At 68.6% G+C, this 12193-nt stretch carries 15 protein-coding genes; 7 read left to right on the top strand and 8 right to left on the bottom strand.

Annotation, left to right across the window (positions count from 1 at the left end; translation table 11 throughout):
* Positions 1-8 precede the first annotated feature (8 nt).
* Together QQY66_RS24070 and QQY66_RS24065 are read right to left on the bottom strand one after the other, a co-directional pair.
* Positions 9-461 carry a GNAT family N-acetyltransferase gene (locus QQY66_RS24070; protein WP_301982397.1) on the bottom strand — a complete coding sequence of 151 codons (453 nt, stop codon included), beginning with the start codon at positions 459-461 and terminating at the stop codon, positions 9-11.
* Between the two features lie 9 nt (positions 462-470).
* Positions 471-929, bottom strand: coding sequence for a MarR family winged helix-turn-helix transcriptional regulator (locus tag QQY66_RS24065; RefSeq protein WP_301982396.1), 459 nt, complete (start codon positions 927-929; stop codon positions 471-473).
* A 142-nt stretch (positions 930-1071) separates the two neighbouring features.
* Between QQY66_RS24065 and QQY66_RS24060 the strand changes: the two genes are divergently transcribed.
* The gene (locus QQY66_RS24060) at positions 1072-2280 is read left to right on the top strand and encodes an MFS transporter (protein WP_301982395.1); all 1209 of its coding nucleotides are present in this window, start codon (positions 1072-1074) and stop codon (positions 2278-2280) included.
* 64 nt (positions 2281-2344) lie between these two features.
* Here QQY66_RS24060 and QQY66_RS24055 read toward each other — a convergent pair whose 3' ends face one another.
* The gene (locus tag QQY66_RS24055; protein WP_301982394.1) at positions 2345-3211 is read right to left on the bottom strand and encodes a GNAT family N-acetyltransferase; all 867 of its coding nucleotides are present in this window, start codon (positions 3209-3211) and stop codon (positions 2345-2347) included.
* 218 nt (positions 3212-3429) lie between these two features.
* Between QQY66_RS24055 and QQY66_RS24050 the strand changes: the two genes are divergently transcribed.
* The gene (locus QQY66_RS24050; RefSeq protein WP_301982393.1) at positions 3430-4062 is read left to right on the top strand and encodes an HAD family phosphatase; all 633 of its coding nucleotides are present in this window, start codon (positions 3430-3432) and stop codon (positions 4060-4062) included.
* Positions 4063-4456: 394 nt separating this feature from the next.
* The gene (locus QQY66_RS24045; RefSeq protein ID WP_301982392.1) at positions 4457-5983 is read left to right on the top strand and encodes a globin domain-containing protein; all 1527 of its coding nucleotides are present in this window, start codon (positions 4457-4459) and stop codon (positions 5981-5983) included.
* 15 nt (positions 5984-5998) lie between these two features.
* Here the strand turns inward: QQY66_RS24045 and QQY66_RS24040 are convergent, their stop codons facing one another.
* The 5 genes from QQY66_RS24040 to QQY66_RS24020 form a co-directional block, all read right to left on the bottom strand.
* Complete coding sequence (locus tag QQY66_RS24040) at positions 5999-6481, bottom strand: NUDIX domain-containing protein (RefSeq protein WP_301982391.1); 483 nt, start codon at positions 6479-6481, stop codon at positions 5999-6001.
* A gap of 88 nt (positions 6482-6569) precedes the next feature.
* The gene (locus QQY66_RS24035; protein WP_301982390.1) at positions 6570-7475 is read right to left on the bottom strand and encodes a LysR family transcriptional regulator; all 906 of its coding nucleotides are present in this window, start codon (positions 7473-7475) and stop codon (positions 6570-6572) included.
* 225 nt (positions 7476-7700) lie between these two features.
* A complete protein-coding gene (locus tag QQY66_RS24030; RefSeq protein WP_301982389.1) occupies positions 7701-8855 on the bottom strand; it encodes a cystathionine gamma-lyase in 1155 nt (384 codons plus the stop codon).
* A complete protein-coding gene (locus tag QQY66_RS24025; RefSeq protein WP_301982388.1) occupies positions 8852-9343 on the bottom strand; it encodes a low molecular weight protein-tyrosine-phosphatase in 492 nt (163 codons plus the stop codon). The genes QQY66_RS24030 and QQY66_RS24025 overlap by 4 nt, the downstream gene beginning before the upstream one ends.
* Positions 9344-9350: 7 nt before the next feature.
* On the bottom strand, positions 9351-9731 hold the full coding sequence (locus tag QQY66_RS24020; RefSeq protein WP_301982387.1) for a phage holin family protein: 381 nt from the start codon (positions 9729-9731) through the stop codon (positions 9351-9353).
* Positions 9732-9791: 60 nt separating this feature from the next.
* On the opposite strand from QQY66_RS24020, the gene QQY66_RS24015 reads away from it, so the two are divergent.
* The 4 genes from QQY66_RS24015 to QQY66_RS24000 all read left to right on the top strand — a co-directional run bounded on the left by QQY66_RS24015 (position 9792) and on the right by QQY66_RS24000 (position 12140).
* Positions 9792-10109: a cupin domain-containing protein gene (locus QQY66_RS24015; protein WP_301982386.1), complete on the top strand. Its 318-nt coding sequence runs from the start codon at positions 9792-9794 to the stop codon at positions 10107-10109.
* A gap of 179 nt (positions 10110-10288) precedes the next feature.
* On the top strand, positions 10289-10501 hold the full coding sequence (locus tag QQY66_RS24010; RefSeq protein WP_030189024.1) for a DUF5326 family protein: 213 nt from the start codon (positions 10289-10291) through the stop codon (positions 10499-10501).
* Positions 10502-10869: 368 nt separating this feature from the next.
* Positions 10870-11604, top strand: coding sequence for an IclR family transcriptional regulator (locus QQY66_RS24005; protein ID WP_301987473.1), 735 nt, complete (start codon positions 10870-10872; stop codon positions 11602-11604).
* A 98-nt stretch (positions 11605-11702) separates the two neighbouring features.
* Positions 11703-12140 (top strand): SsgA family sporulation/cell division regulator, encoded by a 438-nt coding sequence (locus QQY66_RS24000; protein WP_210573555.1) that lies wholly within the window; start codon positions 11703-11705, stop codon positions 12138-12140.
* Positions 12141-12193 lie beyond the last annotated feature (53 nt).

Here is a 12193-nt window from a genome sequence, read left to right as displayed (position 1 = left end):
ACCCTCCGTCACAGCATGAGCTTGAAGCCCACATGCGAGGCCTCGAAGCCCAGCCGCTCATAGAAACGATGCGCGTCGGTCCGGGAGGCGTCGGAGGTCAACTGCACCAACTGGCAGTCCTGACGGCGGGATTCGTCGACTGCCCACTCGATGAGCTGGGTGCCGAGACCGCTGCCGCGCTCGACCGCGTGGATGCGTACGGCCTCGATGACCGAGCGGGTTGCTCCCTTGCGGGACAACCCGGGGATGATCGTGAGCTGCAGGGTCCCGACGATCCGGCCCTGCCTTACGGCCACGACCACGTGCTGGTTCGGATCGGCGCTGAGGCGCTCGAGAGCCGTCAGATAAGGGGTCAGGTCGTCTGGGGACTCGCGCTGGGCGCCCAAGGGGTCGTCGGCGAGCATGGCCACGATCGCCGGGACGTCGTCCTTGGTGGCGGGACGTATTTCAAGATCTCCCATGCCCGCACCCTACGCGGGCACGTTCAGCGACTCCACGACACGTACCAGCGGAACCAGCTCGGGGTTTCTGGCTGCCTCGTCCAGGGCCTCGCGCAGGGCGGCGTCGTTGGTCGGCCGCGCATCCGCAAGGAGCTTGAGCCCCGCCTCGGTGACGTTGGTGTAGATGCCGCGGCGGTCGGTGGGGCAGAGGTAGCGAGTGAGCAGACCACGGTCCTCGAGCCGTGTGACCAGCCGGGTGGTGGCGCTCTGGCTGAGAACGACGGCGTCGGCGACCTGCTTCATCTGCAGATGGCCTCCGTCTCCGTCGTGCTGACGGCTCAGGACGTCGAGCAGTGAGTACTCGCGCACGCTCAGGTCGTGCTTGGCCTGCAGCGCCCGCTCGATGTGGGCCTCGATCCTCCCGTGCAGCAGGGAGAGCGCGCACCAGCCCTGGGCGAGGGCGGTGAGCGCGGGGTCCGTCGCTGTCATTGGGGTGTTCCTCCGTCCCGGAGCGGCTGACACCAGGATAGACCAGGCTCGCAATAGCCAGCGGTTGCAAGTATCAGGCGTCTGCAATTATTGTGAGCGTACGCAAAGCGCTCCTGCAATCGTCTGGAAGGTGTACCACCCCATGCCTCTCGCGCTTCTGGCCCTCGCGATCGGGGCCTTCGGGATCGGAACGACCGAGTTCGTGATCATGGGCTTGCTGCCCGAGGTCGCCGGAGACTTCGGCGTCTCGATCCCCACGGCCGGCTTCCTGGTGACGGGCTACGCGCTCGGCGTCATGTTCGGCGCACCGCTGATGACCGTGCTCGGCACCAAGATCTCCCGCAAGCGGATGCTGATGCTGCTGATGGGCCTGTTCATCGCAGGCAACCTGCTCTCCGCCCTCGCCCCGGGCTTCGGCGTCATGCTGGCCGGACGGGTGATCGCCTCGCTCGCCCACGGCGCCTTCTTCGGCATCGGCTCGGTCGTCGCGGCCGACCTGGTCGCCCCGGACAAGAAGGCCGGAGCCATCGCGATGATGTTCACCGGGCTCACGGTCGCCAATGTCGTCGGCGTTCCGCTGGGCACGCTGGTCGGACAGTCCGTCGGCTGGCGCGTCACCTTCGGCATCGTCGCCGCTCTCGGCGTCGTCGGCCTGGTCGGCATCGCCAAGCTCGTCCCCGACCTGCCCAAGCCCGAAGGCGTGCACCTGCGCCATGAACTGGCCGCCTTCAAGAACGCCCAGGTCCTGCTCGCCATGGCGATGACCGTCCTCGGCTTCGGCGGCGTCTTCGCGGCCATCACCTACATCGCGCCGATGATGACCCACGTCGCCGGCTTCGCCGACGGCTCTGTCACCTGGCTGTTGGTCCTCTTCGGCCTCGGCATGGTGGGCGGCAACCTCATCGGCGGCAAGTACGCCGACCGAGCCCTGATGCCCATGCTGTACGTCTCTCTTGGCGCCCTGGCGGTTGTCCTCGCGCTGTTCACGCTCACCGCGCACAACAAGGTCCTCGCGGCTGTCACGATCGCCCTCATCGGTGCCCTGGGCTTCGCCACCGTCCCGCCCCTGCAGAAGCGTGTCCTCGACCAGGCGCACGGCGCCCCGACCCTGGCCTCGGCCGTGAACATCGGCGCCTTCAACCTCGGCAACGCGTTGTCCGCCTGGCTCGGCGGCCTCGTCATCGCGGGCGGTCTCGGCTACACCGCACCCAACTGGGTGGGCGCCATCCTGGCTGCGGCGGCGCTGGTCCTGGCAGTGCTTTCAGCCGTTCTGGAGCGCCGCGAGAGCGCACCCAGTGCCGTTGTGGCCGGTGCTGTGCCCGCCGAGCGGCAGAGTGCCGTACACCACTGATGTGCCCTCAAGGCCACGCCGGTCCCTGCCATCTGCGGGGCCGGTGTCGGCATGTCGGAGGGTCTCAGCCGGCGGCCACCGTGAGCGGGGCGAACCGCCGGGTCCAGTCGCCGGGTAGTTCCGAGATGCCGCGCGTCATGACCGCGTTGAAGGCAACGGAGGCCAGACCCCGCTCCTTCGCCCACGCCAGCAGCTCCTCATGGCGCACATCGATGTCCGTGCGCAGCGGGCGGTTCGTATGGGCGGCCAGGGAGGCGATGAGTGCCTTGGCGGTCTCCGTGTCATGGGCGATCAGCGGGCCCGCGACATGCGTGTCCATGTTGGGCCAGGCGGCCGCGTATCCGACGATCCGGCCGCGCTCCTCGGCCACACACAGCCGATCGGCGAAGGCAGGCAGCCGGGTGATGATGTGCGTGCGATCGGCGCCGAACACCTCCTCGTCGAGCCGGACGATCGCCGTGAGGTCCTCGGCGGTGGCGGCGCGGGTGGTGACCTCGGGCATGCGACCGCCCGGCGTGAAGTGTCCGCGCAGCATCTCGGTCCGGCCGGTGACCTTGAAGCCGATTTCCTCGTACAACGGGCGGCCGTTCGGCGTGGCGTGCAGTGTCAGCGGCGTGGTGCCCAGTTCGGACACGACATGCCGCATCAACCGGCGGCCGATGCCCTGGCGGGCGTACCGCTCCGCGACCAGGAACATGCCGATGGCGCCGAGGTCGGGACGTTCCCGGGGACCGTACTCGGTGACGACACAGGCGCTGACGAGTCCTCCGTCGGGGTCGTCGATGCCGTAGCCCTTTCCGGCTGTGAGGAGGAAGCTCCACTTGTGCTCCTCGCGTGGCCACCCCCGGTCCTCGGACAAGTCGGCGCAGGCGGTGAGATCACGGAGCGTCAGACGGCGGATGGGCAGAGCGGTGAGGAAAGGAGTCGGCACGCAGGTCAGGCTGTCCGACGGGTACCCTCTGCGTCCACCTGTTTCCGGGGAGTTGTACGACCTTTTGGCCATGTCATAGCGACGTGCACAGCGCGTCCATGTGTGCCGGATGTTTCACGTGAAACATGGGCGAACGGCGGGCATCGGGCGCTCGGACTCGGCGTCCGGACTGTACTCGCGCAGAGTGCCGCATACGCGTCCCATTAGCCTCAAGGCCCATGGCGAGACTTCATCTCTTCGACCTCGACGGCACATTGCTGCACGGCACCTCCGCTCCCATGGAGATCTCACGGCAACTCGGACTCGAGGCCGAGACGGTACTGCTGGAGCAGGCGATCTCGGCGGGGCGAATCGGGCCGCCGGAGTATGCGACGAGGGCGCATGGGCTGTGGGCGGATCTCACCGAGGCGCATGTGTCCGCTGCCTTCGAAGGTGCACCGTGGCTGACGCGAATCCGTGACGTCTGGGCGGAGATCACGGCGCAGGGCGACTACTGCGCCGTTGTCTCGCTCTCTCCGTCGTTCTTCGTCGAACGCCTCACCGCCTGGGGCGCGCACGCGGCATATGGATCCCGTTTTCCCGCCCTCCCGTTCACCGAGCCCATGGACCCTGGCGGAGTGCTCAGCGCCGCAGCCAAGGTCGAGATCGCCGACATGCTGTGCGAGAGGTTCGGAGTGACCCGCGGCGACTGCATCGCCTATGGCGACTCATCGTCGGACACGGCTCTGTTCGGCGTGGTGCCGGTCTCCGTCGCGGTCAACGCGGACCATGTCCTCTCCGGTCTCGCGACGCATTCCTACAAGGGGAGAGATCTGTGGGAAGCCTATGAATTGGTGCGACACGCCCGGTAATTGAGGGAATTGCTGGTTCGCCCTCTCGCCCTATTCGTGGGGGAGCGAGGTGGGACTTGTGATCGGGGCGGCGGCCGGTATGGTCGACTCCGGTTCGCTTCCGGGGCGGGCACACAGCTCTTGGTCCGGGCCGAGAGCAGGGCAATGCAGCCTAACGGGACGGAGAGATCGAAGACCCGCATTCAGGGTTATACGGCTGAGGCTTCCACACGGGGTGGGATGCTGCGGTCACAGCACTGCGGCCAATGTCACACTCTCGCCTTACTTGTCCGTACGCAGCACGAATGCGGGTTGAATGTGGCCGCATTGGCCGCGGCGCCGAACGGGACAGCAAACCGTCTGCGGGGGAAAGCAGGCACCTTCCGACCGGGGAAGTGCGCAGACCGACCGAAAGATGTTCGAGGCGAGGCACACCATGGACGCTCCGACCACCACGTCGGCCGACAATGGCACTTCCGGCGGCGGTGGGGGCTGGTTCACGCCGCGCAAGCAGCCGCCGGCGACTCCGGGCGGCGAGCAGGACGCGGCGGAGGGCAGCCGCCTGGCCGGAATGCGGCCGATGGGCAGGTCCGCCTCCGTCACAGCCCCGGAGGGCACGCCCGAGACGGCTACCGAGGAGCCGTCGGCGCCCGCCCTCGCACGGGCTGCCACGCCGCCCCCTGACGTCGAGGCAGGTCCCGCAGCACCGCAGTCCTCCCCGGCAGGCAGCCCGGCTGCTCCCCCGCCACCGCAAGCCATCCCGGCCGATCCTCCGCCCTCCGAGCAGCGCGTACCCGTCCAGCGCTCGGAGCCGCCCGGGAACGACGCCTCGCCGGACGCCATTCTCGTCCGCCGGACCATGGCCGAGGTCGGCCCGGTGGCCGACAAGGTCACCTCGTACTTCTACGCGCTGCTCTTCGTACGCCATCCCGACCTGCGGTCGCTGTTCCCGGCCGCGATGGACACCCAGCGGGACCGGCTGCTCAAGGCGCTGCTCACCGCGGCCGAGCACATCGACAACACCCCGGTCCTCGTCGAGTATCTGCAGAACCTCGGTCGCGGCCACCGCAAGTACGGCACCCGTCCCGAGCACTACCCGGCCGTCGGCGAGTGCCTCATCGGCGCCTTGAGCCGATACGCCGAGCCCATCTGGGACGCGGAGACGGAGGCGGCCTGGGTCCGGACGTACACGACGATCTCTCAGGTGATGATCGACGCGGCGGCCGCGGACGAACTGCGCGCCCCGGCCTGGTGGTACGCGGAGGTCGTGTCGCACGATCTCAGGACGCCGGACGTCGCGGTGGTCACCGTCCGCCCGGACCAGCCCTATCCCTTCCTCGCCGGGCAGTACGCGAGCCTGGAGACACCGTGGTGGCCGCGAATATGGCGGCACTACTCCTTCGCCTCGGCGCCCCGTTCCGACGGCCTGCTGTCGTTCCATGTGAAGGCCGTCCCCGCCGGCTGGGTCTCCAACGCCCTGGTGCACCGTGCCCGGCCCGGCGACATCATCCGGCTCGGGCCGCCCGCCGGTTCGATGACGGTGGACCACACGACGGACAGCGGGCTGCTCTGTCTGGGCGGCGGCACCGGCATAGCGCCCATCAAGGCTCTCGTCGAGGACGTCGCCGAGCACGGCGAGCGGCGACCGGTCGAGGTGTTCTACGGCGCCCGCACCGATCACGACCTGTACGACATCGACACGATGCTCAGACTCCAGCAGTCGCACCCCTGGCTCTCGGTCCGCGCGATCGTCGACCAGCAGGCGCACCTCCAGCTCCCTGACGCCGTACGCGAGTACGGGCCCTGGATCGAGTACGACGCCTATCTCTCGGGCCCTCCCGGAATGATCCGCAGCGGTGTGGACGCCCTGAGGGACGTCGGCATCCCGTCGGAGCGCATACGGCATGACTCGGTGGAGGAGCTCGTCACCGCCGGGGACTGATGCCCCAGCGCGATATCAGCCCAGGTCCGGGGCGTGCATCGCGCGTACACCCTCGATGTTCCCGTCCAGGTAGTGCCGCAGTGACAGCGGGACGAGATGCACGGAGGCGATGCCGACGCGGGTGAACGGCACGCGGACGATCTCGTACTCGCCTGCGGGCTCGTCCACCTCGGGTCCGTGCCGCAGGGCCGGGTCCATGGATCCCAGACGGCAGACGAAGAAGTGCTGCACCTTCACTCCGGTCGCGCCGCCGTCCTCGCCGATGTGCTCCACGGTGTCCACGAAGCAGGGCACCACATCGATGATCTTGGCGCCGAGTTCCTCGTACACCTCACGGTGCAAGGCTTCGACGACGGTCGTGTCCTCCGGTTCCACCCCACCACCGGGGGTGATCCAGTAGGGATCGACGCCAGGCTTGGTGCGCTTGATGAGGATCAGGTCGTCACCGTCCAGGAGAACGGCGCGGGCGGTGCGCTTGACCACGGGTCGGACGGTCATGGGAGAAATGTGGCCCGCCATGTTCCACGTGAAACATCGCGGCATGTCATCGCATGGGCTCGGGGCGTGATGCCGCGTGGTCGGCGTCTCAACACCAGTCCGTGGCGGCCTGTTGCAGCCACTCATGGGCCCGTGCGATGTGCGGCATCGCCAGCGTGCCGGTACGCACCACCAGGAAGTACGTCCGCAGCGGCGGGACTGCGGGCTCATGCAGGGTCACGACCTCCCCGCGTTCCAGAGCGAGCGCACAGAGATAGCGAGGCAGCACCGCGAGCCCGGCGCCCGCGGACGCGCAGGCAAGCACCGCACGCAGATCGGGAACGATGACGGCGCCGGAGGCCGCCGGGCGGGAGTCGAAGACGGAGGCCCAGTAGCGGGAGACGAAGGGCAGTGACTCGTGCACCTCGACGACAGGAAGGTTCTCCAGGACGGGCGCCCCCATGCGGCGCAGCTTCCCGGAGTCGATCTGCTTGGCCCAGCGCGGGGCGGCGACCAGGACGTGCTCTTCGTCGCAGAGCGCAGTCGCCGTGAGCAGGGCACCGCGTGGACGTGCCGTACTGATGGCCAGATCGTGATGCCCGGCGGCGAGCCCCTCCAAGGTTTCCTCGGCATTCCCGAAGGAGGCGCGCAGCGCGAAGCCCTGGCCGTCTTCGCCGGTCAGCTCGGTGAGCACGGGCAGCGCTCGCTCGGCGGTGAACTCGGGGGGTCCGGCGAGATGCAGGGTGCGTAAGGAGGACTCGTCGTCGATCCCCGTCTCGGCGATCTCGACCAGCGCGTCGAGATGCGGCGCGGCCTTGTGGGCAAGCTCGTCGCCGATGGTCGTCGGCGTCACACCGCGCGCCTGCCGCAGGAACAGGGGGCGGCCCAGCTGCCGCTCCAGGGTGCGGATCTGGGAGGTGACGGCCGGCTGCGACAGTCCGAGCAGCGCGGCGGCGCGGGTGAAGGAGCCGGCCCTGTGCACGGTCACAAAGGTGCGCAGCAAGGCCAGATCCATGGCGCACCCTCCCCTTCTTTGCTTTCCCCTGACCCCCCGGTCGCGCCCAACTATAAATAAGTCGATAGGTCGCTGTCGCTACTGTGATTGGACACTGACACAGAGTCAACTAGCCTTGTTCGCGCGGTTCTTCGCGCGTGGAACCGGGGACGGTCCGAGCCACGAGGGGGAGGCTCGGACCGTCCGTTGTCCGTATCCGGACCCCGTCCGGGCCGGTGCGAACGGTCAGCCGGCCGACTCGTCGAGCGCGCGCAGCACATCGGCCACCAGGTCCTCGGGATCCTCCGCGCCGACGGAGAAGCGGATGAAGCCCTCCGGCACCGCATCCCCACCCCAGCGTCCGCGGCGCTCGGCCGTGGAGCGCACCCCGCCGAAACTCGTCGCGTCGTCGACGAGCCGCAGGGCGTCGAGAAAACGGTCGGCACGCGCGCGCGTGGGCAGCGAGAAGGAGACGACGCACCCATAGCGATGCATCTGCTGTGAGGCGATCTTGTACGAGGGGTCGCTCATCAGTCCCGGGTAGCGCACCCCGAGCTCCTCGGGCCAGTCGCGCAGCGCTTCGGCGACCGCGAGGGCAGTGGCGTTCTGCCGGTCCACCCGCAGCTGGAGCGTCGCGACGGAACGGTGCGCGAGCCAGGCCTCCATGGGCCCCGGGATCGCCCCGACGATCTTGCGCCAACGGCGTACGGCCGCCATGGCCTCTGCGTCGCGGCCGACGACGTAGCCCAGGAGGACGTCTCCGTGCCCGGTGAGCTGCTTGGTGCCGCTGGCCACGGAGAAGTCGGCGCCCAGCTCCAGCGGACGCTGCCCGAGCGGCGTCGCGAGCGTGTTGTCGACGGCGACGAGGGCGCCACGCGCGTGTGCCGCCTCGGCGAGCCGCCGGATGTCGCACACGTCCAGCCCGGGGTTCGACGGGGTCTCGATCCACAGCAGCCTGGCGCCGTCGAGAACGTCCAGTTGGGCGTCGCCTCCGGTGGGAGCGGTGCGCACCTCGATGCCGTAGGACTCGAGTTGCGTGCGCAACAGCGGCAGCGCCTGGTAGCCGTCGCTGGGCAGGACGACCGTGTCGCCGGAGCGCAGCTGGGAGAAGACGACGGAGGAGATGGCGGCCATGCCGGAGGCGAAGACCAGCGTCTCGATGCCGTCCTGCCCGGGAGCCTCCAGCTCGCCGATCGCGCGCTCCAGATGCGTCCACGTCGGGTTCTCGTCGCGGCCGTAGTTGTACGGGCCCGTCGGGTCGCCCGGCAGATGGTAGTGCGCGGCGAAGACAGGACCGGGCAGCGTCGGCTCGTACTTGACCGGCTCAGGGAGGCCGGCCCGCACTGCGCGCGTGCCCTCGCCGGTGCCCGGACCGCTCTTGTCCGTCGCGGAATCGCTCATGCCACCTCTCCCTCCACCTGCTCGCGGACCGCGGCGAGCAGCCCCACGCTCGCTGCCTCCACCATCTCAAGACACTCCTCGAAGCCGTCCATCCCCCCGTAGTACGGGTCCGGGACGTCGACGTCGTGGCCCGCAGCGGTGTCGTACGAGCGCAGCAGCCGCACCTTCTCCGCGTCCTGCTCGGTGGGCGCGAGGCGGCGCAGGGCCTTGAGGTGGCCGGTGTCGAGGGCGATGACGAGGTCGAGGCGGGAGAACCAGGACGCCTGGAACTGGCGGGCCGTGTGCTCGCCGGCGTAGCCGTGCTCCGTGAGTACGGCTACGGTGCGCGGGTCGGCTCCGTCGCCCTCGTGCCAGCCGCCCGTGCCGGCGCTGTCGACCTCGACGAGTTCGTCCAGCCCTGCCTCCGCCACGCGCGCGTGGAAGACGGACTCGGCCATCGGGGAGCGGCAGATGTTGCCGGTGCAGACGAAGCAGACGCGGTAGGGCATGCCGTACTCAGTCCTTGCCGTCGGGCAGGACCACGTGGAGTGCCCAGGACACGACCGAGATGATCAGGCCGCCCAGGACCGCGGTCCAGAAGCCTTCGACGTGGAAGCTCAGATCGAGCTTGTCGGCGAGCCAGGAGGTGAGCAGCAGCATCAGCGCGTTGACGACCAGGGTGAACAGGCCGAGCGTCAGGATGAGCAGAGGCAGGCTGAACAGCTTCACAACGGGCTTGACCAGGAAGTTCACCAGGCCGAAGACCAGGGCGACGAGGATGAGCGTCCAGATCTTCTTGCCCGTGCTGTCCCCGGTCAGGGTGATCTTGTCGAGCAGCCATACGGCGACCGCCAGGGCGCCCGCGTTGGCGATCGTCTTGACTACGAAATTCTTCATGTGTCTGATCGTGGCAGACGAGATCGGTTACTAGCAGTGGGACAAGGGCGGACGAGGGCGATGAAGGCATTCCGGCTGGATGAACTGGAGGCGGAGCGCGCCGCCAATGAGGGCGCCTACCTGCAGTTTCTGCGGGAGCGGAACATGTCGGTCGGCCTGTACGCGCTCAACGCCGGCGAGCATGATCCACAGAAGCCGCACAACCAGGACGAGGTCTACTTCATTGTGAGCGGCCGCGCCGCGATCACCGTCGGCCTGGAGACCACGCAGGTGGCGCGTGGCAGCGTGGTGTACGTGCCGGCCGGTGTCGCCCACAAGTTCCACCACATCAGCGAGGACCTTCGGGTGCTGGTGGTGTTCTCTCCGCCCGAGAGCTGACCTGGCACCCCGGGATTCCCTAGGGGATCGATCAGGGGAGGACAAGGGCTGCGAGGCCCCCGCTGCGCCCCCTCGCGGCCCTAGCATCGAGTGCAGGACATCAGAAGGATCCGGTACCGAACAGGGCCGGACATCGACGGACCCGGCACAGCGACGGGCGGAAAGTAAGGACAAGGGCGATGCGAGAGATCTTCACGGGACTGCCGTGGTGGGTGAAGTGGATCGCGGTGCCTGTCATCGCCCTGGTCGTGTTCGGCGGGCTGATAGCCAGCGTCGTCGGCTTCGTCATCGGGCTGCTGTTCAAGCTGCTGGTCTTCGTGGCACTGGTCGGCGGACTCATCTACGTCGTACGGAAGTTCACTTCGAGCTCGTCCTCACGCAGCGACTGGTGAGCACCGCGGGGAGCCGGTGAGCGGTAACAGGAATCACCGGTTCCCTCGGGCGAGGGAAGTTTTCCGGACGGGCCGACTGTGAGCGGTGGCACACGGTTAAAGTCCGGAATTCGACGCGGGGCGTACGAACCCCGCGAGCGGCGCACACCCCCTCCCGTGTTCCCCCCGCACGGGCTGCCCCCTCGCATCGGGAGTGACCCTTGGCCACGGCTGACACCGCACCGGCAGACCCCCACCCCCACGCCCCCACCACAGCCGTCCTGCCTCCGGGCACCCGCATCAGACCCCCGGAACAGCCCGGCCCCCGGGAGCGACAGCCCCGGCAGCAGACAGCGGCCCCTGAGGAGCAGCCGCACTCCGCGACGCTCATCGGATCCGTTCAGCGCGCCATGCGCCTCCTCGAATCGGTCGCCGAGCATGCGCACGGCGCCCCCGCCAAGCAGCTGGCCCGCGAGACCGGCCTGGCGCTGCCCACGGCATACCACCTGCTGCGCACCCTCGTACACGAGGGCTATCTGCGCCGTGACAAAGGGCTGTTCTTCCTCGGGGAGGCCGCTGAGCGGCTGAGCAGCAGCGGTGCCCGGCAGAAACGTCGCAGCATGGTCGTCGAGACACTCGCGACCTGGCGCGACGCCATCGGCGTACCCGTGTACTACGCGATGTACCAGGACGGCGAGATCGAAGTCATGTGTGTCTCCGATACCCCGGGCAATCCGGCGGTCGAGGAGTGGGCCGACTTCCGCGAGACCGGGCATGCGCACGCCATCGGGCAGTGCCTGCTGTCCCAACTTGACGAGGACGCCCGCCGCGACCATCTCGATCGCTATCCCGTGCAGTCCATCACCCCGTACACCGTGCGGGACGACCACGCGCTGCTACGGCGGCTGGAACGGACGCGGCGGACGCAGCCGGTGACGGAGCGACAGGAGTACGCGCTGGGGACCGTGTGCGCGGCGATTCCGATCACCGTGGGCACCACGGCCGCGACGATGGCCATCTCGCTGCCCTCCCATCAAGCCGATCGGCTGCTGCCCGCGGTGCGTCAGTTGCAGGGTGAGATCGAGCGGCTCCTGGGCTCGCTGGCGATCTCTATCAGCATCTGAAAACTCACTCCTTGTGATCTGTCGTGTACGTTCAGCAAGATGCCTTCAGTGCCGGGGGTCCATACCCGGCCGGACGATGGCAAATGACGGGACAGGCGATGCGCGAGTCCGTACAGGCAGAGGTCATGATGAGCTTTCTCGTGTCCGAGGAGCTCTCCTTCCGTATCCCGGTGGAGTTGCGCTACGAGACCGATGATCCCTATGCCGTGCGGCTGACGTTCCATCTGCCCGGTGACGCCCCCGTGACCTGGGCGTTCGGGCGGGAGCTGTTGATCGACGGGGTGGGCCGGCCGTGCGGAGAGGGGGACGTTCGTGTCTCGCCCGCCGAACACGACACGCTCGGCGACGTCCTGATCCGGCTTCAGGTCGGGGGCGACCAGGCCGTGTTCCGTTCCTCGGCGGCACCGCTCGTGGCCTTTCTCGACCGCACCGACAAGCTGGTGCCGCTGGGCCAGGAGGGCGCCCTCGCCGACTTCGACGCCCACCTCGACGAGGCGCTGGACCGCATCCTGGCGGAGGAGCAGAGCGCGGGGTGAAGGGTGCGGGGGGAGCGATTATGCACCGGTTCGCCGGGGTTGTACGGCCGTGC

Source organism: Streptomyces sp. DG2A-72, assembly GCF_030499575.1.
GTDB lineage: Bacteria > Actinomycetota > Actinomycetes > Streptomycetales > Streptomycetaceae > Streptomyces.
Note: the sequence above shows the minus strand (reverse complement) of the source record. Positions and strands in the feature narration are given on the sequence as shown.